Source organism: Amycolatopsis sp. NPDC051373, from assembly GCF_040689465.1.
Classification (GTDB): domain Bacteria; phylum Actinomycetota; class Actinomycetes; order Mycobacteriales; family Pseudonocardiaceae; genus Amycolatopsis.
This window is the reverse complement of record NZ_JBFBAE010000021.1, coordinates 73,431-95,366: the sequence shown is the minus strand read 5'-3', so window position 1 is coordinate 95,366 and position 21,936 is coordinate 73,431. Positions and strand designations below refer to the sequence as shown.

At 71.6% G+C, this 21,936-nt stretch carries 19 protein-coding genes; 10 read left to right on the top strand and 9 right to left on the bottom strand.

Annotation, left to right across the window (positions count from 1 at the left end):
* Window positions 1-1,089, top strand: a complete 1,089-nt coding sequence (locus AB0383_RS33420) for an FAD-dependent oxidoreductase (protein ID WP_364185472.1) — start codon at window positions 1-3, stop codon at window positions 1,087-1,089.
* A 30-nt stretch (window positions 1,090-1,119) separates the two neighbouring features.
* On the opposite strand, the gene yaaA is transcribed toward AB0383_RS33420, so the two are convergent.
* Together yaaA and AB0383_RS33410 are read right to left on the bottom strand one after the other, a co-directional pair.
* Window positions 1,120-1,866, bottom strand: coding sequence for a peroxide stress protein YaaA (gene yaaA, locus AB0383_RS33415; protein ID WP_364185471.1), 747 nt, complete (start codon window positions 1,864-1,866; stop codon window positions 1,120-1,122).
* A 41-nt stretch (window positions 1,867-1,907) separates the two neighbouring features.
* Window positions 1,908-2,465 (bottom strand): hypothetical protein, encoded by a 558-nt coding sequence (locus AB0383_RS33410; RefSeq protein WP_366189430.1) that lies wholly within the window; start codon window positions 2,463-2,465, stop codon window positions 1,908-1,910.
* Window positions 2,466-2,626: 161 nt separating this feature from the next.
* On the opposite strand from AB0383_RS33410, the gene AB0383_RS33405 reads away from it, so the two are divergent.
* A complete protein-coding gene (locus tag AB0383_RS33405) occupies window positions 2,627-2,851 on the top strand; it encodes a GNAT family N-acetyltransferase (protein WP_366189429.1) in 225 nt (74 codons plus the stop codon).
* A 4-nt stretch (window positions 2,852-2,855) separates the two neighbouring features.
* Here the strand turns inward: AB0383_RS33405 and AB0383_RS33400 are convergent, their stop codons facing one another.
* Window positions 2,856-3,749 (bottom strand): 2-hydroxyacid dehydrogenase, encoded by an 894-nt coding sequence (locus AB0383_RS33400; protein WP_366189428.1) that lies wholly within the window; start codon window positions 3,747-3,749, stop codon window positions 2,856-2,858.
* A gap of 24 nt (window positions 3,750-3,773) precedes the next feature.
* Window positions 3,774-4,130 carry a VOC family protein gene (locus tag AB0383_RS33395; RefSeq protein ID WP_364185465.1) on the bottom strand — a complete coding sequence of 119 codons (357 nt, stop codon included), beginning with the start codon at window positions 4,128-4,130 and terminating at the stop codon, window positions 3,774-3,776.
* Window positions 4,131-4,285: 155 nt separating this feature from the next.
* On the opposite strand from AB0383_RS33395, the gene AB0383_RS33390 reads away from it, so the two are divergent.
* Together AB0383_RS33390 and AB0383_RS33385 are read left to right on the top strand one after the other, a co-directional pair.
* Window positions 4,286-6,034, top strand: coding sequence for a proline--tRNA ligase (locus tag AB0383_RS33390; protein WP_364185463.1), 1,749 nt, complete (start codon window positions 4,286-4,288; stop codon window positions 6,032-6,034).
* 12 nt (window positions 6,035-6,046) lie between these two features.
* Window positions 6,047-7,081 carry a hypothetical protein gene (locus AB0383_RS33385; RefSeq protein ID WP_366189427.1) on the top strand — a complete coding sequence of 345 codons (1,035 nt, stop codon included), beginning with the start codon at window positions 6,047-6,049 and terminating at the stop codon, window positions 7,079-7,081.
* A 249-nt stretch (window positions 7,082-7,330) separates the two neighbouring features.
* Here the strand turns inward: AB0383_RS33385 and AB0383_RS33380 are convergent, their stop codons facing one another.
* Together AB0383_RS33380 and AB0383_RS33375 are read right to left on the bottom strand one after the other, a co-directional pair.
* A complete protein-coding gene (locus AB0383_RS33380; RefSeq protein WP_366189426.1) occupies window positions 7,331-9,532 on the bottom strand; it encodes a DUF2156 domain-containing protein in 2,202 nt (733 codons plus the stop codon).
* A gap of 209 nt (window positions 9,533-9,741) precedes the next feature.
* The gene (locus tag AB0383_RS33375) at window positions 9,742-10,437 is read right to left on the bottom strand and encodes a haloacid dehalogenase-like hydrolase (RefSeq protein WP_366189425.1); all 696 of its coding nucleotides are present in this window, start codon (window positions 10,435-10,437) and stop codon (window positions 9,742-9,744) included.
* 104 nt (window positions 10,438-10,541) lie between these two features.
* Here AB0383_RS33375 and AB0383_RS33370 point away from each other — a divergent pair, with 104 nt between their 5' ends.
* On the top strand, window positions 10,542-11,549 hold the full coding sequence (locus AB0383_RS33370) for an ABC transporter permease (RefSeq protein WP_366189424.1): 1,008 nt from the start codon (window positions 10,542-10,544) through the stop codon (window positions 11,547-11,549).
* Between the two features lie 276 nt (window positions 11,550-11,825).
* Here AB0383_RS33370 and AB0383_RS33365 read toward each other — a convergent pair whose 3' ends face one another.
* Genes AB0383_RS33365 through AB0383_RS33355 form a run of 3 tightly spaced genes read right to left on the bottom strand, consistent with a single transcriptional unit; the run spans window position 11,826 to window position 16,051 of the window.
* Entirely contained in the window at window positions 11,826-12,983 is a 1,158-nt protein-coding gene (locus AB0383_RS33365; RefSeq protein WP_366189423.1) for a glycerate kinase, read from the bottom strand.
* Window positions 12,980-13,936 carry a D-glycerate dehydrogenase gene (locus AB0383_RS33360; protein ID WP_366189422.1) on the bottom strand — a complete coding sequence of 319 codons (957 nt, stop codon included), beginning with the start codon at window positions 13,934-13,936 and terminating at the stop codon, window positions 12,980-12,982. The genes AB0383_RS33365 and AB0383_RS33360 overlap by 4 nt, the downstream gene beginning before the upstream one ends.
* A 30-nt stretch (window positions 13,937-13,966) precedes the next feature.
* Window positions 13,967-16,051: an alpha-galactosidase gene (locus tag AB0383_RS33355; RefSeq protein WP_366189421.1), complete on the bottom strand. Its 2,085-nt coding sequence runs from the start codon at window positions 16,049-16,051 to the stop codon at window positions 13,967-13,969.
* A gap of 76 nt (window positions 16,052-16,127) precedes the next feature.
* Between AB0383_RS33355 and AB0383_RS33350 the strand changes: the two genes are divergently transcribed.
* Genes AB0383_RS33350 through AB0383_RS33330 form a run of 5 tightly spaced genes read left to right on the top strand, consistent with a single transcriptional unit; the run spans window position 16,128 to window position 21,827 of the window.
* A complete protein-coding gene (locus tag AB0383_RS33350; RefSeq protein ID WP_364183099.1) occupies window positions 16,128-17,327 on the top strand; it encodes an ROK family protein in 1,200 nt (399 codons plus the stop codon).
* A gap of 9 nt (window positions 17,328-17,336) precedes the next feature.
* Entirely contained in the window at window positions 17,337-18,623 is a 1,287-nt protein-coding gene (locus AB0383_RS33345; RefSeq protein ID WP_366189420.1) for an extracellular solute-binding protein, read from the top strand.
* Between the two features lies 1 nt (window position 18,624).
* Window positions 18,625-19,605 (top strand): sugar ABC transporter permease, encoded by a 981-nt coding sequence (locus AB0383_RS33340; RefSeq protein WP_366189419.1) that lies wholly within the window; start codon window positions 18,625-18,627, stop codon window positions 19,603-19,605.
* A 1-nt stretch (window position 19,606) separates the two neighbouring features.
* Window positions 19,607-20,470 (top strand): carbohydrate ABC transporter permease, encoded by an 864-nt coding sequence (locus AB0383_RS33335; protein WP_366189418.1) that lies wholly within the window; start codon window positions 19,607-19,609, stop codon window positions 20,468-20,470.
* 28 nt (window positions 20,471-20,498) lie between these two features.
* Complete coding sequence (locus tag AB0383_RS33330; protein WP_366189417.1) at window positions 20,499-21,827, top strand: glycoside hydrolase family 27 protein; 1,329 nt, start codon at window positions 20,499-20,501, stop codon at window positions 21,825-21,827.
* Window positions 21,828-21,936 lie beyond the last annotated feature (109 nt).

The following is a 21,936-nucleotide window of genomic DNA, read 5'->3' as shown; positions in this document are numbered from 1 at the left end:
ATGCGCGTGATCGTGATCGGCGGCGGGATCGCCGGAGCAGCCACGGCCTACCACCTCGTGAGCAGCGGGGCCGACGTCGTGGTGGTGGACGCCGGGCTGCCCGGCGTCGCGACGGAGGCCGGCGCGGGGATCGTGAGCTCCTGGACCTCGCGGTGGGACAGCGCGATCTACCCGCTCGCGGCCGCCGCCGGGGCGTACTACCCGGAGCTGGCGGCGGCGTTGCGCGAGCAGGGGCACGACGCGTCGTTCGAGGTCGTCGGCGGGATGGTCGTCTCGGCGGACCGGGCCGAGCTCGACGAGGCCTACGCGCGGCTGGTCGAGCGGGTCGCGGACGCTCCCGATGCGGGCGAGGTGCGGCGGCTGGATCCGGCGCAGGCACGCGAGCTGTTCCCGCCGCTGGCGCCCGAGCTGTCCGCCGTGCACTTGTCGGGCGCGGGCCGCGTCGACGGCCGGGTGATGCGGGCGGCGCTCGTGGCCGCCGCGGAGCAGCGGGGCGCGCGGTTCGTGTCGGCGGAGGCTTCGCTGCTGCCCGGCTCCCGCGTGCGCGCGGGCGACGAGGAGCTGACCGGCGACGCCGTGGTGCTCGCCGCGGGCGCGTGGTCGGCCGCGCTGGCCGCGCCGCTCGGGATCGTGGTGCCGGTGGCGCCGCAACGCGGGCAGATCAGCCACTTCGACCTGCCGGACACCGACACGTCGGCCTGGCCCGTGGTGCTGCCGCGGTCGAGCCACTACCTGCTGTCGTTCGCGGGCGGCCGCGTCGTGGCGGGCGCGACGCGCGAGACGGACTCCGGCTTCGACTACCGCGTCACAGCCGCCGGCCAGCGCGAAGTGCTCGACCAGGCGCTCGCCGTCGCACCGGGCCTGGCCGACGCGACGCTCGCCGAGACCCGCGTCGGCTTCCGGCCCGCGACGCCGGACACGCTGCCGCTGCTGGGCCAGGCCGCGCCGGGGTTGTTCCTGGCCACGGGCTTCGGGCCGGCCGGGCTGACGCTGGCGCCGTACGCGGGCAAGCTCATCGCCGCGCTCGTCCTCGGCGAAGACCTGCCGGCGGACCTGCTGACGGCGTGCTCGCCTTCGCGGTTCAGCTGAGGCTGCCGTACTCAGGCTCAGTACTCAGGCTCAGTCGTCGGTCAGCAGTTCCAAGGCGTGGTCGCCGGTGCGCTCCACCGTGAGGCCGGCCTTGGTGATCACCTTCACCAATTCGTCCACAGTGGACGGTTCGGTGCGCGTGGTCGCGAGCACCGCGGCGAGCCGGCCCTTGTAGGCCTTGTTGAAGTGGCTCACGGTGGTGCGGTTGCCGGCGGCGTCCTCCGTGACCACGCGCACGGTCACCGCGCCGGGGCGCAGCTTCGCGAACGCGGAGTACGTGCCCGAGCGCAGGTCGACGATGAGCCCTTCGATGTCCTGCAGCACCGGCTCCAGCGCGGGCTTCCACAGGCTGCGCACGGTGCCGAGCGCGGGCACGCTGTTGCCGCCCGAGAGGCGGTACGCGGGGATCGGGTCGGTGGCCGAGACCACCCCGAACAGCGAAGACGTGACAGCCAGGCGGCGGTGGGCCTTCTCCAGGCCGGCGCGGGTGAAGCTGCCGATGTCGAGGGCGTCGTAGAGCACGCCGGTGTAGCGGCGCAGCGCGGGCAGCGTCGGCGAGGTCCACAGGCTCCCGTTGCGCGCGACCTCGTGGCTCTGGCGCTCGGAGATGCCGAGCGCAGCGAGGCTCGCGGGGACGTCTTGCGCGAGCTCGACGAGCGCGTCGGCGAGCTTGGCCCGCACGGGGTTGAGCTCGGGGAAGGACAGCGTCTCGAGGTCGAGCGGCGCGCCCTTGCCGCCGTCGGCCTTCGTCTCGGAAGGAGGGAGGAGCACCAGCACACGACGAGGGTAATCGGGGTGCGCCGCTGTTCAGCGCCCGCCTACGCTGGCTCGGCGACGCGGAGCAGCTCGCGACCGTGTTCGCGGCCGCCGAGGAGGTGGACCGCACCGGCGAGCACTACACCGCCGCCGACCTGCGCGAGGAGATGCAGGGACCCGACCTCGACCTCGCGCTCGCCAGCACCGGCGCGTGGGCCGGCGACCGCCTGGTGAGCTATGCGGCCATCCGCCGCCGTGACGCCGCCGACCCGGTGCACATGCCGCGCGTCGAGGCGATGACGCACCCCGAGTTCCGCACGGCCGACGTCGCCGCGCACCTCACCACGTGGTTCCTCGACGCCGGCAAGCGCGTGCACGAGCGCGCCTTCCCCGACGCGCCGCTGGAGCTGCACGCGGGCGCGCACGAGAACGAGCACTGGTACCTCGACGCGCTGGCGCGGGCCGGGTTCCGGCGCGCGCGGTCGTTCGTCGAGATGCGCGCCGACCTGAGTGCGTTGCCGCCCGCGCGGCCGCTGCCGGCCGAGTACGAGTTGGTCGCGTTCGACGAGCGCTACGACGACCTCACCCGCGTGGCCCGCAACGCGACCTTCTCCGGGCACTGGGGCAGCGCCGAGCTGTCGGCCGAAGCCTGGCGCCACCGCATCACGGGGGCGAAGGACTTCCGCGGCGACCTGTCGTTCCTGCTCCTGACCCCCGAGCACGACGCCGTGGTCGGGTTCGTGCTCAGCGCGTTCCACCCGCCGACTTCGCGGGGACCGGCGTGCGCGAGCTGTACGTGGACTACGTCGGCACCCTGTCGGAGCTGCGCGGCCGCGGCGTGGCGACGGCGCTGCTGGGCCACACGCTGGCCCATGCCCGCGACGCCGGATTCGAGCGCTCGGCCCTGTCCGTGGACACCGACAACGCCCACAGCGCCGTCGGCATCTACGAGCGGTGCGGCTACGAGGTCGCCGACACCTACTACGGCTACGTGCTGCCGATCTGAAGCTCTATTCGACGACGTTGAGCAGGGGTTTCCCGGCGACGAAGCGGCGCAGCTGCTCGGCCACGAGCTTCTTGGCGCGCGGGTAGAACGACGCCGAACCGCCGGCGACGTGCGGCGTGATCACCACTCCCGGCACCCTCCACAGTGGATGGTCGGCCGGCAGCGGCTCGGGGTCCACGACGTCGAGGGCGGCCCGCAACCGGCCGGTGGACGTTTCGGCGAGCAGCGCGGCGGTGTCGATCGCGGAGCCGCGCCCGACGTTCACGACCAGCGCGCCCTCGGGCAGCAACGCGAGCTCCCGGGCACCCAGCAACCCCTTCGTGCCCTCGGTTTCGGGCAGGATCAAGACCACGATGTCGGCCGACCGCAGCAGCTCGGGCAGCTCGGCGATCCCGTGCACGCCTTCACGCGCATGGCTCGCCACGCGCGTGACCACGGCCTCCGCGGCCAGCAGCTGCCGCTCGATCGCCTGGCCGATGGAGCCGTAGCCCACGAGCAGCACGCGGCTGTCGGCGAGCGAACGCGTGTGCTCGCGCTCCCACGACCCGGTGGCCTGCTGGGCGAACCACCGCGGCAGGTCCCGCTGGGACGCGTGGATCAGCGCCAGCGCGTGCTCGGCCACGCTGAGGTCGTGCAGACCCCGGCCGTTGGCCAGCGCGACGCCCTTGGGCACCAGCGGCACCAGCGCCTCGACCCCAGCCGACAGCGCCTGCACCGCGCGCAGCGAAGGCAGCTTCCCGATCAGCTTGGGTGGCTCGCTCCCCGCGTCGTAGGGCAGCACGTAGAACTCCACGCCGGACAGGTCGTCTCCGGGCGGGTTCACGCCGTCGTAGTACGCGGCAGCCAGCCCCTCGGGTAGCTCGATGTCGGTCCAGGGCAGGAGAACTCGCGGGCTCATGCCCGCCAACCTAGCGCCGCCGGCTCAGTGCGCGCCCGCCTGCGCCACGCAGAACACGTTGCCCTCCGGATCGGCCAGCACCGTCCACTCGATGCCCGGCTGCGCGTGCCGCTCCTGCTCGCTCGCACCAAGCCCGACCAGGCGTTTCACCTCCGCCTCGCGGTCGGGTGCGGAGAAGTCGATGTGCACGCGGTTCTTGCCGGTGCGTGGCTCCGGGACCTGCTGGAACGCGAGTGCGGGCCCGCCGCCGCCGGCACGCGCGAGCATCACGAAGGGTCCGTAGTCCGCTTCGACCGCGACGCCGAGCGCCTGCGTCCAGAAGTCCGCGAGGACCCGGGGGTCCGCGCAGTCGATGGTGATCATGCCCAGTTCGAGTGCCATGCCGCCGACGCTAGCCCGGGGCACCGACAAAACCCCGACCGCGCGATAACCGGGTGGAGTGGGCGCGGGGCGGTTGACTACGCTGTGTCGGTCGAACCAGGCTCAGCGTCTCAGCCCGCTCGAAGTCTCAATTCTCTCAGTGCAGGGAGTCCGCAGTGATCACCAGGATGTCGTCGTTGTTCCTCCGCACCTTGCGCGAGGATCCGGCGGACGCCGAGGTACCCAGCCACCGGCTGCTGGTGCGCGCCGGCTACGTCCGCCGGGTCGCCCCGGGTGGTTACTCGTGGCTGCCGCTGGGCCTGCGGGTGCTCCGCCGCGTCGAGAACGTCGTGCGCGAAGAGATGAACGCGATCGGCGCGCAGGAGATCCAGTTCCCCGCGCTGCTGCCGCGCGAGCCCTACGAGGCCACCGGCCGCTGGACCGAATACGGCGACAATCTCTTCCGCCTCAAGGACCGCCGCGGCGCCGACTACCTGCTCGGCCCGACGCACGAGGAGCTGTTCGCGCTCACCGTGAAGGGCGAGTACAGCTCGTACAAGGACTACCCGGTCACGCTGTACCAGATCCAGACGAAGTACCGCGACGAAGCGCGCCCCCGCGCCGGCATCCTGCGCGGCCGCGAGTTCGTGATGAAGGACTCGTACTCCTTCGACCTCGACGACGAGGGCCTGGAGCGCTCCTACCAGGCGCACCGCGACGCCTACACGAAGCTCTTCGACCGCCTCGGCCTCGAGTACGTGGTGGTCGCCGCGACGTCGGGCGCCATGGGCGGTTCGGCGTCGGAGGAGTTCCTCGCCGTCGCCGAGACGGGTGAGGACACTTACGTGCGCAGCACGGAGTCCGGCTACGCGGCCAACGTCGAGGCCGTGGTCACGCCCGCGCCGGCCGAGCGCGCGATCGAGGGCCTGCCCGCCGCGCAGGTCCACGCCACGCCGAACACGCCGACCATCGAGTCGCTCGTGGCGTTCTTCAACGCCGCCGGCCTCGGCCGCGAGTTCACCGCGGCCGACACGCTCAAGAACGTGATGCTGAAGATCCGCCAGCCGGGCGCGAAGGAGTGGGAGCTCCTGGGCGTCGGCCTGCCGGGCGACCGCGAGGTCGACATGAAGCGCCTCGAAGCGTCGCTCGAGCCCGCCGAGGTCGAGCTGCTGGAGGAGGCGGACTTCGCGAAGAACCCGTTCCTAGTCAAGGGCTACATCGGCCCGAAGGCGCTCAAGGAGAACGGCGTCCGCTACCTCGTCGACCCGCGCGTGGTCACCGGCACCGCGTGGCTGACCGGCGCCGACCAGGACGGCCACCACGTGCTCGACCTCGTGGCGGGCCGCGACTTCACGCCCGACGGCACGATCGAGGCGGCCGAGGTCCGCGAGGGCGACGCGTCTCCCGACGGCCACGGCACCCTCGTCGCCGCGCGTGGCATCGAGATCGGCCACATCTTCCAGCTGGGCCGCAAGTACACCAACGCGTTCGAGCTCGACGCCCTCGGCCCCGACTCGAAGCCGATCCGCATCACGATGGGCTCCTACGGCGTCGGCGTCTCGCGCCTGGTCGCCGTGCTCGCCGAGCAGAACCACGACACGTCCGGCCTCGTGTGGCCGCGCGAGGTTTCGCCGTACGACGTGCACGTGGTCGCTGCGGGCAAGGACGAGACCATCGCGGCAGGTGCGGAGAAGCTCGTCGCCGAGCTCGACGCGGCCGGGGTGGACGTGCTGTTCGACGACCGCAAGGCCACCCCGGGCGTGAAGTTCGCCGACGCGGAGCTGGTGGGCGTGCCCACGATCCTCGTCGTCGGGCGCGGCCTGGCCAACGGGCTGGTCGAGGTCAAGGACCGCCGCACCGGCGAGCGCGAGGAGATCCCGGTCGACTCCGTGGTCGGCCACCTGGTCAAGCTCGTCCGCTCCTGACGGCACACGCCGGTGGGGCTCTTCGGCCGGTCCGGCCGCGAGGACGACGGCGGCTACGAGGACAACGCCACCCTCACTGGCGTCGGCGGGTACGAACCCGCTGACGCACCTGGCTTCCCGGCCGCCGGCTACGGCACGGGCTCCCCGGTCTCCGGGCAGCCCGCCGCCGAGCCGGCGGCCGAACCGGGACGCGGTCCGTGGCCGGCGCAACGCGAGAAATCCGGCGGAACTCCTGGGTACGCCGAGGATCCCGCCGTCACCGGGCACGCGCCGCGCGCGCGGCCCCAACGCATCCGGCCACCTGCGCGGTTGAAGCGGCGGCCGTCACGGGCGCTGTGGATCCTCGTGGCCGTGATCGCCCTCGGCGTGGCCGCAATGAACTTCTTCAACGCCGCCCGTCACCACTCGGCGAGCCCGGCGACGCCCAGCCGCGGCCCGGTCACCTACCAGCCCGAGCCGCACCTCGTCGTGCCCGCGGTCGTCGACGGCTGGTCCTCGGTGGCCGCGCGCGACGGCAGCTTCGCCTACGACGTCCCGCCGACCTGGACACCGGAACCCGGCGTCGTCCACGGCTGGGACGGCACCGGGATTTCGCCGGGGATCACGCTCAGCACCACAGCGTCCGTCGGCCGCGGCTACTGCGGCAGCGACAGCCGCCACGGCGGGTCCGGAGTCACGACCGAAGACGGCGGCAACGCCGAAGCCGCCGCGCGCAAAGCCGTCGGCGACCTCATCGGCAGTGCCTACGACCCCGGCGCGAAGGTGACGTACGCGCCGGCGCAGGACGCGACCGTGCAGCTCGAGACCACAACCCGTCCGGCGCGGCTGGTGCTTGCCGACGTCACGCAGGGCGGCACCGACGCGTGCATCCAGAAGCACGTCACCGTCGGCGCGCTCGCCCTGGCCACCACGACCCAGTCCGTGGTCCTCGTCGTCTACACCGACGACACCACCAGCCGCGCCGACGTCGTCCGCTTGCTTCGCAGCTACCGCGGCGTGCCGGCCGCCGACCGGTCCACGACCACGCCGCCGCCGACCACGCGCTGACGCCGCAACGCCAGCTTCGCAAAGTCCTTCAGCCCGGCGCGCCCTGCGCGTATGCGCGTTCGAAGCCGCGCCGACGCCGTGCGGTTGCTGCAGAGCTACCGTGGCGTGCCGGCTGCCGAACGGCCGACGATTACGCCTACGCCGAGTACGCGTTGGCGTCGCAATGCCGGTTCCGCGAGGTTCTTCAGCCTGGTGCCGTGCAGGTATGCACGCCCGAAGCTGTGCCGACGTCGTCTGCTTGCTTCGCAGCTACCGCGGCGTGCCGGCCCCCGACCGGTCAACCACCACGCCGCCGCCGACCACGCGCTGACGCCGCAACGCCAGCTTCGCGAAGTCCTTCAACCCAGCCCCCTGCAGGTACGCGCGTCCGAGCGCGAGGCCGATGCGCGGCAGGTCGGCCTCGTCGCGGTAGGCCAGGTACAGCGGCTCGCGCCGCGGCTGGAACTTCGCCTTGAACGCGGGCAGCGAGCGGAACCCGTAGTACGGCTCCATCAGCGCGCCCACCGCGTCGAGCACCCGGTCCACCGCACGCGCCGGTGCGGTGTCGCGGCTGCGCACGAGCGGCGCGCCCGAAAGCGACACGAACCGCGCGCCCTCCTCACGCAACGCCAGGCACGCCGACGCGATCAGGAACTCCATCACCGGCCGGAACCCGCCCGGACGGCGGCGCATCACGTCGAGCGTCCACCCGCCGACCGTGCCAGAGCCCGTGTGCACCGGCAGCCACGACGTGATGCCACAGACCGTGCCCGTCGCGTCGATCGCGAGCCCCACGCGCGTCGTCGGGTCCATCGCCTCGGCGACACCGCCGAGCGTGAACCCCATCTCCGGCAGGCCTTTGTCGCCGATCCACTCCTCCGACAGCGCGCGCACCTGCTCGCGGATCGCGGGCGGCTGCTCGGCCAGGTGGAACTCGATGCCGTCCTTGCGGGCCTTGTTCAACGCCGAACGCACGTCCTGCCAGGCCTTTCCGCGGAACTGCAGGTTCTCGAGGTCCACCAGCGTGTCCTCCGCGACCTGCACGTGCTGCCAGCCCAGCTCCTGCGTCACGCCGACAGTGGCGGCCGTCGCGGAGAAAACGCATGGCACGAGCCCGGAGTTCTCGCACATCTCCCGGAACTCCGTGAGCGCGTGTGCCGCCGAGCCGCACGGCGCCACGGGATCGCCGAGCGCGATCGCGACCCCCGCGTGGCGCTGGTAAGCGAGGTAGGACGCGCCGTCGGAGGCGACGAAGTACGCGTTCTGCGGCCACGTCGTCATCCACGAGATCGTGCTGCCTCCGTTGCGCCCCAGCAGAAGCCGGGCAAGGCTGCCCTCCGGACCACCGCGCAGCAGCTTGCGGCGCCGCCGGCGTGAGGGCACGCGGAACGCCCCGCTCGCCGCGATCAGCAGCACCAGCTCGACCGTCCACAGGAGATTGTCCACGAAGAACAGCGAAAGCCCGTGGCTGTCGTACTCGGTGCGCACCAGCTTCGCCACGGCCGGGACCCCGCTCACCAGGAGCACCTGCGACACCGCGAACACGCACAACCCCACGGCCCAGCGCCACGCGACGCGCGAGCCGCGGCGCAGGCCGTTGAGCATCGGCACCACGAGCACACCCATGATGAGAATCTCTCGCGCCGACAGGGAAACCGCGTCCGACGGGCCGAACGGTCCGTCTCCAGGGACGAGCCACATGACCACTTCGGCCACGGTGAGCAGCAGCAGTCCCGCGCACGCCAGCAGCCGCCACTCGCGCACGCTCGGCCGCACCGGTTCGGTGAGCCGTGCCTTGCCCGCGAGCCGATGGCCGAGCGGCAACGCCAGCACCAGTGCGAAGAAATGCACGAGATCCGCGAGCGTGCCGACGTACACGATCGCGACGCCCGCGTACACGCACAACCCGGCGCGCAGCCGCAGCCGCCACGGCGCGCGCAGCGTCGCGCTGGCCACGGCGATGGCCGCGAGCGTGCCGCCGGAGAAGCCGACGTCGAGCGTGGTCGCGATGTGCGCGGCCCACGTCCAGCCGGAATGGCGGCACAGCACGAGGAACTGGATCGCCGCCGCGGCCGCGGCCAGCTGCCCGCCGACGGTCACCAGGATCGTGCGCCGCGTGCCGAGCTGCCACTCCGCGAACCCTGTCAGCAGCGCGAAAGTGCCGGCCATCGGCAGGTAGAACAGCGGCCGCGGCGCGAAGAACGGGCCGGTCGCCAGCGTCCACCAGCGGCCGTGTTCCAGCGAGGGCAGGCCGTAGGCGTAGTAGGCGAACGACGGCTGGTGCTCGGCGGCTTGCCAGAGCGTGCGGCTCGCGACCCCGGCCACGAAGATCGCGAGCACGACGGTGGTGGTGAACGGCAAACGGCGCCAGAGCACGGCGAACCGCTCGCGTTTCGGCCTTCCGGCCGCCCGCCCGCGTCCCCCCGTGCCGGCACCGCTGGCGGTCCCCGCCGCCGGCGATGCGGTCGTCATGATCCGAGTCTTGCGCCTGGACCTAAAGCCGACATCCTTCGTGGGAGCGACTTGTCCCCCTAGGGGAGTGCTACCCCGGCGGGAGAAAACCCTGACCCGAAGGCGGTTGCGGGCTCAGGGAACAGCACTCGACCAGGGGCGAATCGCGCACGGCGGCCTCGGCGCGGGCGGCGAAACCGCCGTGCGGGGCGAAAACAGGGGTAAACCGCTCAGCCGAGCACTGCCTTGCGCACCGAGTCGAGGTCGGCGAGATCGGGCAGCACGGTGTGGGCGCCCGAGGCCGCGAGCTCTTCGGCGCTGTAGTGCCCGGTGGCGACGGCGACCGCGACGGCACCGTTGTCGAGGGCGGCCTTCACGTCGTTCGGGGTATCGCCGATCACCACGACGTCTCCGGGCGCGAACGCCGTGCCGTGCTTGGCGGCCGCCGCGGCCACGGCGTGAGGGACGAGGTCGGGCCGGTGCGCCGAGAGCGAGCCGTACCCGCCGATCTCCAGCTCCAGGTGCTCGTCGAGGCCGAACGCGGCGAGCTTGTGCACCGAGATCTCCGGCAGGTTGCCGGTGACGAGCGTCTGCACGGCGCCGTGGCCGGCCATCGCGGCCAGTGCCGCCGCCGCGCCGTCGAGCGCCCGGCCGGCTTCGTGCAGCGTGCCGCGGGCCTCGTCGGCCACGGCGATCAGCTCGCTCCACAGGCGCTGGATGTTCTCCTCGGTCGCCTCGATGCCGTGCGTGGTGAGGATGTCGGCGGTGATCGCGCGCTCGGTGCGCCCGCCGTAGTCGGGGTGGGTGCGCAACTCGGTGCCCATGGCCGTGAGAGCCGTGGCGTACCAGCTGCTGCCGACCCCCGTGAGGTCCACGAGCGTGTGGTCGATGTCCCAGAGCACCAGCCGGTGCGCGTGCGTCGTCACGGCCGTGAGGGTACCGGCGGAAGTATTCAACGTCCGTTGACTTTCCGGAGGACGCGACCTACTTTGTCGTAATTCAACATGTGAAGAATAACTGGGAGGCCGTGATGTCGGCTGCTCCTCGGCGCCCCGTGGGCGCGTTCGCCCTGGTCGCGGTGCTGGTGGGTGCGCTCGCCGCCGTGGTGCTGGGGTTCCTGACGTTCGGGGCGCAGGCCACCGCCGCGCCCGATCACGTTCCGGTCGCCGTTTCGGCGCCGCCCCCGCTGCAGGGGCTGGCGCGCCAGGTCGCTTCCCACGGCGGCACGCAGCTCGACTGGCGCGTCGCCAACCCGGCCGAGGCCCGGAACCTGTTGGCGGACAAGGAGGTCTACGGGGTCCTGGAGCTTCGTCCTGGCCCCGCCGCCACCGTCGTGCTCTCCGGCGCGGTGAACCCGGCGGGCACGCAGGTGGCGCAGCAGGTCCTCGCGGGCGCCGCTCAGGCGCTGCCCGGCGAGCCGCGGCTCGAGATGCTGCACCCGGCGAGCGCCGCGGCCCGGATCGTGCCCCTGGCCGCCAGCGCGCTCGCGTGGCTGGGCTCGCTCGTCGCCGGTGCCGTGCTGGTGCGGCTCAGTGCCGGCCGTCGCGTGAGCGTTCCGGTGCCCCTGGCGCAGGTGCTGGGCAGCGGCGTGCTGGTGACGGGCGTGCTGGTGGGCTTCGCCGCCCTGTGGGACTCGTCGTTGCCGCTGACCTGGGACGTGCTCGGCTTCCTGTTCCTCACGGTCACCGCGTTCGCCGCCCTGCAGGCCGGCCTCCTGCGCCTGCTCGGCCTGCGGGCGCTGGCCATCCTGGCGCCGCTGTACCTCGTGGCGCCCGCGGTGGCCGGGCAGGTGCCCGAACTGCTCAACCCGGCCTACCGCACGCTGCTGTGGTCGTGGACGCCCTTCCGCTTCTCGACCGAAGGCCTGCGCTGCCTGCTTCAGGGCGTGCCCGGCGCCCCGGACGTGACCACGGGCGCCTGGGTCCTCACCGGCCTGCTCGCGGTGGGCCTAACCCTGACCCTCTGGCCAACCCGGTCGCCGCGCGACCTTCCCGAGGCTCAGCCCACGGAACGCCCCGTCGAGATCCCGGCCGGCTGAGCTCGACGCCGCCCACCCAACTCACCCCGCCAAGGCGACCATCCCGCCAAGGCGACCGCAGCGCGAACTCACCCCGCCGAGGCGACCGCAGCGCGAAACTCACCCCGCCGAGGCAACCGCTCCACCCAACTCACCCTGCCGAAGCCGACCCGCCAGCGAGATCGCGCCGGCTTCCGGATGGGGCGGTGCGATCGGCCCCCGGCCGATCCGACCGCCCCATCCGGAAGCCGGCTCAAAGGCGATCTCGCACGCCCCGGCGAAGCCGGGGCCAAAGACTCAGCGATCTCGCCGCACCGGCGGAGCCGAGGCCAAAGACACAGCCCAGGTGCGGACGAGGTCGCCGGCCCGGGCGCGCAGGAGTTCGGCGGCGTGGGTGCGCGCGTGGTCGAGGGACGGGGCGTGGTCGATGAGCGCGCTGCTGCCGATCACGCCCAGGCCGGCGAGGTCGGCGGCGTCGAGCTGGATGCGGCCGGCCAGGACCATCAGCGGCACGCCCGCGCGTCCGGCTCGGGCGGCGATGCCGGCCGGGGCCTTGCCGGAGAGGCTCTGCGAGTCGAGTGAGCCTTCGCCTGTGATGACGAGGTCGGCGCCGGCCAGGGCCGTGTCGACGCCGGTGAGGCCGGCGATGAGGTCGAAGCCCGAGGCGACCGTGGCGCCGAGACCCGCGATGGCGCCGCCCGCGACACCGCCGCCGGCGCCCGCGCCGGCGATCGCCGAAACGTCCGGGGCGCCCGCGTTGACCAGGGCCTGAGCCCAGCGGCCGAGCGCCGTGTCCAGCTCCGTCACCTCGTGCGGCCGCGCGCCCTTCTGCGGGCCGAAGACCGCCGCGGCGCCGGACGGGCCGACGAGCGGGTTCGTCACGTCTGTCGCGACCGTGATTCCGACCGTACCCAGCCGTTCGCGCGCCGGGCCCAATTCGACCTTCGCGACGCGCGAGAGCGTGCCGCCGCCGAGGCCGATGGGGGCGTCGAACGCGTCGAAGACCCCGGCGCCCAAGGCGGCCAGCATGCCGGCGCCGCCGTCGGTGCTCGCGGTGCCGCCGACCGTCAGCACGAGCCGGGAAGCACCGCGGGACAGCGCGTCGCCGAGCAGTTCGCCGACGCCCCACGTGTGCGCGGCCAGCGCGGTCTCCGGCGTCGGGTCCACGAACTCGATGCCGCACGCGCGGGCCGACTCGATGTAGGCCGTGCCGTCGAGCACCACGTACCGCGCGTCGACATGGTCCTCCAGCGGACCGCGCACCGACAGCCGCACGAGCTCGCCGCCCGCGTTTTCCAGGACCTCGAGCGTCCCTTCGCCACCGTCGGCGACGGGGCAGGCCGCGATGTCGGCGTCGGGCAGCGCGTCGCGCACTCCGAGGGCGATGGCCTCGGCCGCGGCGACCGCGGTGAGGCTGCCCTTGAACTTGTCCGGGGCGATGACGACACGAGTCACGCTCTTACCTCCGTCAGCGGTGCTTCTCCGGCGAGTACCGAGGTCACGTTTCGGGCCGCCAGCACGGCCATCGCGGTGCGCGTCTCCACGGTCGCCGACCCAAGGTGCGGCGTGACCACGACGTCGTCGCGCTCCAGCAGCCGCGGCTCGACCTCGGGCTCGCGCTCGAACACGTCCAGCGCGGCGCCCGCGATCTCGCCGGCCTCCAGCGCGTCGGCCAGCGCCGCCTCGTCGACGACCGGGCCGCGCGTGGTGTTCACCAGGTACGCGGTGCGTTTCATGGCCCGTAGCGCGGCGGCGTCGATCAGGTGGTGCGTCTCCGGCGTGAGCGGGCAGTGCAGCGACACGAAGTCCGAGCGCTCCAGCAGCTCCTCGAACGACACGAACTCGCCGTCGAAGTCCGGTTTCGCCGACCGTCCCGAGTAGACGATCCGCAGCCCGAAAGCCGCTGCTCGCGTGGCCATCGCGCGGCCGATCTGCCCGAGCCCGACGATGCCGAGCGTCTTGCCCTGCAAGCCCGAACCGAGCAGGAACCCCAGGTGGAACGACCACGGCTGCCGCGCCCGCAGCAGCCGTTCGCCCTCACCGAGCCGGCGCGTGACGGCCAGCAGCAGCCCAAACGCCAGGTCCGCCGTCGCGTCGGTGAGCACGCCGGGGGTGTTGGTCACGGTCACCTCGCGCTCGGCCAGCGCCGGCACGTCGACGTTGTCATAGCCGACGGCCACGTTCGCCACCACGGCCAACCGCGGCCCGGCGGCTTCGACCACCGACGCGTCGATCCGGTCGTGCAGCATCGAGACGATCGCCGACGCCCCGGCCACGAACGACCGCAGCTCCTCGGGCGTGAGCGGGCGGTCGAGTTCGGATACCCGCACTTCTCCCGCGTTGGCGAGCACCTTCACCGCGTCGTCGGGAATCCAGCGCGTCACGGCGATGAGGGGGCGATCGGGCACGTCGGGCAGCCTAATGGGTGCAGTGGCCCGTTAGCGAGGTTCACGCCGCAGCCGCACGAGCACGCTCGCGGCGGATGTGCCGGCCAGGTCGATGAGCAGGCCGTGGGTCGTCAGCACGGCACCGTGGTGCGTGGTTCCGGTTCCCACATCGTGGTAGACCGCATCCGGGTCGAGCCCCTGGAGCACCGGTGTGACGATCGGCCGGCCGTGGTCGTGCGGGCGCCGCGCGAAGAGCACCACGACGTCGTCGCCGAGCACGAACTGCACCGCCGTGAGCGGGGAGACGGCGGGATCGGCCAGCCGGTAGGCCTCGCCGTGCTGTACGACGGGCCGGATCTCCTTGTACAGCGCCACGAGCTCGGCGGTGCGGCGCAGTTCGTCGTCGGTCCACTTCGTGAGATCGCCGCCGAGGCCGAGCACGCCGGCCATCGCGATGTGGAAGCGGAACTCGAGCGGTGCCTCGCGACCGGTCAGCGGGTTCGGGCTGTCGGTGACCCACGCGGCCATCGCGCCCGCGGGCAGCAGCTGCGAGAAGCCGTGCTGGATCTTCACACGATCGGCCGCGTCGGTGTTGTCCGAGGCCCAGATCTCGTCGGTGCGCGCGAGGATTCCCAGGTCGGTGCGCCCGCCGCCGCCGGCGCAGGCCTGGATCCGCAGCGCCGGGTGGTCGGCGCGCAGCCGGTCGAGCACGCCGTAGACCGCGCGCACGTGATCGACCCAGACGCGGCCGGGGCCCGCCTCGGTGAACGCGCGGTTCATGTCCCACTTGAGGTAGTCGATGCCGTGCTCGGCGACCAGCCGGTGCAGCCACTTGTACGCCCAGTCGGCGACCTCGGGCCGGCAGAAGTCGAGCACGAGCTGGTTGCGCAGCGTGGTCCGCGCGCGGTTCGGCATGTGCAGCACCCAGTCCGGGTGCGCGCGGTAGAGGTCGCTGTCGGGGTTGACCATCTCCGGCTCGACCCACAGCCCGAAGCCCATGCCGAGCCGGTGCACCTCCGTCACGAGCGGGCCGAGCCCCTCGGGGAAGCGTTCGCGGTTCACGGTCCAGTCGCCGAGGCCGGCGGCGTCGCCGGTGCGCGCGCCGAACCAGCCGTCGTCGACCACGAACAGCTCCGCGCCCACCTCGGCGGCGATGGCGGCGAGCTTGAGTTGGCCGGGCTCGTCGACGTCCCAGCCCGTGGCCTCCCACGAGTTGTAGACGACCGGGCGCAGCTCCTCGGGGTGCGGCTGGACGAACGTGCGCACGTACGAGTGCCACCGCCGGCTCGCGCCGCCGAAGCCGCCGGCCGCGTACAACCCGGCGAACACGGGCGTTTCCCAGGTCTCGCCCGGGTCCAGCGACCACTGCACGCCCTCGTGCCCGAACCCGCCGGTCCACGTGACGCGGCCGGTGTGCGAGCGCTCGACGGTGATCCGCCAGCTGCCGCTCCACGTCAGCGCGGTGCTCCAGACTTCGCCGCGCGTTTCGGTGGCGGTGCCGTCGTCGAGCATCACCCAGGGCTGGGCCTGGTGACTGGAAACTCCGCGCCGGCTCGTCAGAGTCGTCTCGCCGACGGGCAGGATTTCCCGCAGCAGCCCGGCTTCCGCGCTCCACGCGCCCGTCGTGTGGGAGACGCGGTAGGCGTCGCGACGGGGGAGCGTCCAGGCCGCGGAATCCGTGCGCAGCAAGGAGATCGGCTCGGTTCCGGTGTTGCGCAGCACCACGTGCCGCTCGACGACGTCACCACGGAGGCCGTAGTGCAATTCCGCTACGAGGCCATAGTGCCGATCCTTCAGCCGCACGACCAGCCCGTCCCCAGCATCGTGCCCCGTGTCGTGTCCGGCGTACGCCCACTCCACGGCCTGCGTCCCGTCCGCGAACCGTACCGACAGGCCGGCCACGCCGAAGAACGCGCCGCCTTCGGCCGCCAGCTCGGGCCGGTCGTCGCCCGGCTCGTCGAAGCTCGATTCCACGGGATTGCGCCGGCTCGCGATCTGCGCCGCCTGCTCCAGCGTGAGCGGCGGGCCCCAGTGCACGTGCCGCGGCTGATCGGCTTCGTCGAGCCGGAAGGCGTACGCCGACTCGGGGGTTCGCAGCAGCCACAGCCGGTGATCGACGTCGAATTCCACGGACATGGGTCAGAGCGTAGGGATGACCAGCGGAAAAATAAATTCTTGACGAAGTTAATTTATCCGTCGTACGGTTCCGCGCATGCCACGCAGTGCACCGGCAAGGGCGCCGATCACGAGTCCCGCCGCGGCCACCGTGTTCACCACGGTGCTGACCCAGGGTCCGGTCAGCCGCGTGGACGTCGCCCGCCGCACGGGCCTCTCCTCGGCCGCCGTCACGAAGGCCGCGCGCCCGTTCATCGAAGCCGGTTACCTCGAAGAGCTCGCCTCCGCCGAACGCACCGCGCCCGGCGCCGGCCGGCCCGCCAGCCCGCTCGCCATCCGCCCCGACCGCGAGTACTTCATCGGCGTCAAGATCACCGGCGACGACCTGATCGGCGTGGTCACCGACCTGCAGGCCCAGATCCGCGTGGCCAAGCACCACCCGCTGACCAGCCACGACGTGGACCACGTGGTGCGCGCGCTCGTCGACCTCGTCGCCGAGCTGCTGGCCGGCTCGGCGCCCGACGGCGCCACCAGCTTCCGCGACCGGGCCTACTGCCTGGGCGTCGCGATTTCCGGCGACGTCGACCGCGACACCGGTGTTGTGCGCTACTCACCCTTCCTCGGCTGGCGGGACGTGCCGCTGGCCGAGCTGCTGGAGGAAAGCACGGGCTTGGCGACGACGCTCGAGAACGACGTCAAGGCGCTCACCGTGGCCGAGCAGTGGTTCGGTGAAGGCGTCGGCGCCTCGTCGTTCGCGCTGGTCACCGTGGGTACCGGCATAGGAAGCGCCCTCGTGCTCGACGGCCGGCTCGTCGGCGGCGCGCACGGGGTGGCCGGCGAGATCGGGCACGTCCCGGTCGCCGGCATGGGAGCCGACGGCCCGGCCTGTCACTGCGGTGGCACGGGCTGTGTGGAGGCGATCGCGTCGACCGAGGCGATCGTCGCGAGTGCGCGCCGGGTCGCGGGGGATCCGGCGCTGACGCTGGACGAGGCCGTCGCGAGGGCGCGGGCGGGGGACGAGCCGTTGCGGGCCGTCTTCGCGACCGCGGGCCATGCGATCGGGCTCGGTCTCGGTGCGCTGGTCAACCTCTTCGGTCCTGAACGGGTCGTCGTCTCGGGTGAGGGCGTGGCCACCTACGACCTGTTCGAGGACCAGATCCGCCGCACGTTCGCGGAGCAGGCCTTCGGCAGTGCCGCGCGGTGCGGCCTGGTGATCCGGCCGCTGCCGTTCGAGGAATGGGCACGGGGCGCCGCCGCTGTCGCCGTTCAGAGTCTTTTCGTGTCCGACCGTTTGTGAGGAGAAGTCATGGCCCCGTCCCCAAACCTGTCGCGCAGGAGCTTCCTCGTCGGCTCCGTGCTGTTCGCCGGGGGAGCCGCCCTGGCGGGCTGCACCTCCGACCCGTTGAACAAGAACTCCGGTGCCGCGGGCGGGGCGAAGGTCACGCTCAACCAGTGGTACCACGCGTACGGCGAATCGGGTACGCAGCAGGCGGTTCAGCGCTACGCGCAGGAGTTCACCAAGGCCAACCCGGACATCGCGATCAAGGTCAGCTGGATCGCCGGTGACTACGAGACCAAGCTCAACTCCGCCATGCTCACCGCGGACGCGCCCGACCTGTTCGAGATCGGCGACTTCCGCTACCAGAACGTGAAGAACGGCTTGCTGGCCCCGCTCGACGACATCGTCGACCCGGTCAAGGGCGACTTCTCCAAGGCCGCGCTGGACACCGCGACCGTCGAGGGCAAGATCTACGGCGTCAAGACGATCGACGACGTCATGATGCTGTACTACCGCAAGAGCGTGCTGGCCGCGGCCGGGGTCAAGCCGCCGACGACGTTCGCCGAGCTCCTGGACGCGACGCGCAAGCTCACCACGAGCAAGCAGAAGGGCCTCTACGTCGGCACCGACGGCGTGGGCGAGGCCGCCACCCTGCTGCTGTGGTCCTCGGGCGCCGACTTCTTCGACGCCAGTGGGAAGAAGATCGCGTTCGCCACCCCCGAGGCCGTCGCCGCGATCGCGGGCCTCAAGCAGCTGCACGACACGGGCGGCCTGCTGCAGGGTTACCCCACCGACTGGTCCGACCCCGGCGCGTTCTCCGACAACGCCACCGCGATGCAGTGGGGCGGCCTGTGGTCGCTACCGGACATCAAGAAGGCACTCGGCGACGACTTCGGCGTGGTGCCGTGGCCGAAGTTCGGCGACGCGGGCCGCCAGGTCGCGCGCGTCGGCGGCTGGTACCAGCTGGCCAACGCGAAGAGCAAGAACCTCGACGCCGCCAAGAAGTTCATCAACTGGCTGTGGGTCCAGCAGGCCGACCTGCAGAAGGACTGGTGCGTCAAGTACGGCTTCCACATCCCGGCGCGCAAGGAGGTCGCGGCGCAGACGACCGAGTTCTCGGCCGGCGCGGCGAAGGACGCCGTGACGATCTCGCAGCAGAACGGGCTGTCGTACTCGGGGCTGTGGAACAAGGCGTCGGCGACGTTGTTCCTGCAGGCCGCCACGAAGATCGCCAACGGCCAGGCCGACCCCGCCGCCGAGCTCGCCGACGCGGCGAAGCGCGCTCAGTCCGAAGTCGACAAGCAGCTCGCCTGACATGGCCGTCTCGTCCCCGTCGTCGGCTTCGGTTCTGTCGCCCTCGACCCGTACCCCGGCGGCGCCCGCCAAGCGGCGCCGCCGGAAGGTGGACTGGCGCGCGGTCGGCGCGTTCACGGTGCTCACCGCCCCGGTGGTGATCGGGCTCGGCGTGTTCAAGTACGTCGCGATTGCGTGGAGCTTCCTGCTCTCGTTCAACGACGCGCGCGGCACGATCTCGCTGGGCAAGTGGATCGGCTTCGACAACTACACGTTCCTGTTGTCCGACCCCGCGTTCCGCGACTCGCTGCTGATCATCGCGCTGTTCACGGTGTTCATCGTGCCGGTCACGTTCGTCGCGTCGCTCGGGCTGGCCGTGCTGGTCAACAGCATCCGCCGCGGAAGGGCGTTCTTCCGCACGGTGTTCCTCATCCCCGGCGCGGTGTCCTACGTGGTCGCCGCGCTCGTGTGGAAGATGGCGCTGTTCAACGGCCTGCCCTCCGGGGTCGCGAACGTGATCGGCGGCCTGTTCGGCGCCGACCCCGTGGCGTGGCTGTCGGAGACGAGCCCGCCGGTGTACTGGGTCGCGGTGGTCACGCTGCGGCTGTGGCTGCAGGTCGGGCTGTACATGATCCTGTTCCTCGCGGGCCTGCAGGCGATCTCGCCTTCGCTCTACGAAGCCGGTGAGCTCGACGGCACGTCGAAGTGGCAGGCCTTCCGCTACATCACGTTGCCGCAGCTGCGGAACACGTCGGTGGCGGTGCTGCTGCTCATCCTCATCGCGGCGTTCCAGGCGTTCGACGAGTTCTACAACCTGTTCGGCACCGGCCTTTCGGGCACGGCGACCGCGCCCGTGAAGCCGCCGCTGGTGTACCTCTACGACTCCGCGCTGGGCGACCAGAACTACGGCGTCGGTTCCGCGGGCGCGTTCCTGCTGACGGTGATCATCGTGGCGATCACGTTGCTGCAGGGGAAGTTCGTGGGCTTCGGGAAGAAGGACTGACATGGCCGTGCTGACCGCCAAGGCACCGGCGAAGGCCCGCTCGGGCGGCTGGGGCCGCGTGCCGAAGTACGCGCTGGCCACCGTGCTCGTGCTGATCTTCCTGCTGCCGTTCTACATCATGGTGCGCAACGCGTTGATGACGCGCGCGCAGGTCGCCTCGCCCGAGTGGTCGTGGCTGCCCGACCCGCTGTCGTGGGTGAACTTCGGCGACCTGTTCGCCGACGCGTCGGTGCCGATGGCCCATGCGCTGCTCAACTCGTTCGTCATCGCCATCATCACGGCGCCGGTGGGCACGATGTTCGGCTCGATGGCGGGCTACGCGCTGGCGCGCATCAACGTGCCGGGCCGGCGCGCGGTGTTCACCTACGTGCTGGTGACGCTGATGATCCCGCAGTCGGTCACGTTCGTGCCGACGTTCGTGGTGGTCGGCGCCATGGGCGGGGTGAACACGGAGTGGGGCATCATCGCGCCGAACCTGTTCAGCGCGTTCACGGTGATCCTCTTCCGCAACTTCTACCTGCGGTTCCCGGCGGAGATCGAGGAGGCGGGCCGGCTCGACGGGCTCGGCTACCTCGGCGTCTACCGCCGGCTCGTGCTGCCCAACTCCGGCAGCATGATCGCCTCCCTCGGCGCGCTGATGTTCATCGAGAGCTGGAACTCCTTCCTGTGGCCGCTGGTCATCGGGCAGGACCCGTCGTCGTGGACGGCCCAGATCGCGCTCTCGACGTTCCTCACCGCGCAGACGATCAACCTGCCCGCCCTGTTCGCCGGCGCGCTCGTGACCATCGCCCCGCTCGTGGCGATGTTCCTGGTGGCGCAACGGTTCATCGTCCGCGGCATCGCGGCGAGCGGGATGAAGGAGTAATCCCCCCACCCCACCGGGAGCGTGACCGATGAAGTCCACACTCCGTCGACTGTGGACGGTAGCCGCCGTCCTCGTCCTGACCGGGACCCTCGCCGTGCCTTCGGCGCAGGCCAAGACCACGTTCGTGAAGCCGTTCATGGGCTGGAGCAGCTGGAGCGTCCAGTCGTCCACCCGGCCGACGTACGGCACGAGCTGGCTGGTCGACTCGCACATCCGCGACGCGGCCGACGCCGTATCGGCGAAGCTCAAATCCGCCGGGTACACGAACATCAACCTCGACGCGGGCTGGAACGCGAACTTCGACTGGGTGTTCCACAGCGACGCCAACGGGATCGCCGACCCCGATCCGGGGCGGTTCCCGAACGGCATCGCGCCGCTGGCGTCCTACGTGCACGGCAAGGGGCTGAAGATCGGCCTGTACGCGGCGACCGGGCTCGGCAAGGAGGTATACGACAAGAACGCGCCCATCGTCGGCACGACGTGTCACACGCGCGACATCGTGGTGCTGCCGCTCACTCCGTCGAACATGTGGGGTGGCAACTGGAAGGTCGACTACAGCAACCCGTGCGCGCAGAAGTACTACGACTCCGTGGTCGCGAAGTTCGCTTCGTGGGGCGTGGACTTCCTGAAGGTGGACGGCACGACGGCGGACAACGTGCCCGACATCGCCGCGTGGTCGAAGGCGATCGACCACTCCGGGCGCGCGATGTGGCTGACGGCCAGCGCTTGGCCGGTGCCGCGCGAAGCCGGGCCGGAGCTGGCGCAGTACGCGAACAGTGTGCGGGTTGACACCGACGTGGAGTGCTACTGCGAGACGGTGTCTTCGTGGGACAGCTCGGTGAAGAAACGCTGGGACGACCTGCCGGCGTGGCAGGGCGTGTTCAACGCCGGCTACCGGCCGGACCTGGATTCGATGCCGATCTCGAACAACACCGGGAGCGGGATCCAGGACGGGCTGAACGACGCCGAGCGGCAGAGCGTGATGACGTTCTGGTCGATGGCGTCTTCGCCGCTGTACGTGGGTGGTGACGTGTACTTCCTGGACGATTCGGCTGTGCGGATCCTCACGAACCCCGAGGTGATCTCCGTCGACCAGTCGGGCACGTACCCGGCGCAGGTCGCGGGCGGGACGCTGCAGGTGTGGAAGAAGCAGCTGGCCGGCGGGAAGCAGGCGGTGGCGGTCTACAACCTGGGTTCTTCGGCGGCGAACATCGTGGTGAGCTGGTCGTCGCTGGGGCTGTCGGGTTCGCGCGCGGTGCGCGACCTGGTGGCGCGGGCGGATCTGGGCTCGTTCTCGGGTTCGTGGACGGCGACCGCGGTGCCCGCCCACGGGTCGCGGTTGATCACGGTCGGCTGAATTTCCTGGGAAAGGCTCCTCCCCTGAGATCGTTGGGGGAGGAGCCTTTCTGCGTTTCCGGGTGTTCTCGGGCGGGTTTCGGGGCCTCGCGTCGGGGCGTTGGTTCGTG

Bases quoted from the DNA above. Each gene is read 5' to 3' on its own strand.
- AB0383_RS33330 (WP_366189417.1), top strand. From the start codon at position 20,499: ATGAAGTCCACACTCCGTCGACTGTGGACGGTAGCCGCCGTCCTCGTC.
- AB0383_RS33335 (WP_366189418.1), top strand. From the start codon at position 19,607: ATGGCCGTGCTGACCGCCAAGGCACCGGCGAAGGCCCGCTCGGGCGGC.
- AB0383_RS33395 (WP_364185465.1), bottom strand. From the start codon at position 4,130: ATGGCACTCGAACTGGGCATGATCACCATCGACTGCGCGGACCCCCGG.
- AB0383_RS33340 (WP_366189419.1), top strand. From the start codon at position 18,625: ATGGCCGTCTCGTCCCCGTCGTCGGCTTCGGTTCTGTCGCCCTCGACC.
- AB0383_RS33420 (WP_364185472.1), top strand. From the start codon at position 1: ATGCGCGTGATCGTGATCGGCGGCGGGATCGCCGGAGCAGCCACGGCC.
- AB0383_RS33355 (WP_366189421.1), bottom strand. From the start codon at position 16,051: ATGTCCGTGGAATTCGACGTCGATCACCGGCTGTGGCTGCTGCGAACC.
- AB0383_RS33380 (WP_366189426.1), bottom strand. From the start codon at position 9,532: ATGACGACCGCATCGCCGGCGGCGGGGACCGCCAGCGGTGCCGGCACG.
- AB0383_RS33350 (WP_364183099.1), top strand. From the start codon at position 16,128: ATGCCACGCAGTGCACCGGCAAGGGCGCCGATCACGAGTCCCGCCGCG.
- AB0383_RS33370 (WP_366189424.1), top strand. From the start codon at position 10,542: ATGTCGGCTGCTCCTCGGCGCCCCGTGGGCGCGTTCGCCCTGGTCGCG.
- AB0383_RS33400 (WP_366189428.1), bottom strand. From the start codon at position 3,749: ATGAGCCCGCGAGTTCTCCTGCCCTGGACCGACATCGAGCTACCCGAG.
- AB0383_RS33345 (WP_366189420.1), top strand. From the start codon at position 17,337: ATGGCCCCGTCCCCAAACCTGTCGCGCAGGAGCTTCCTCGTCGGCTCC.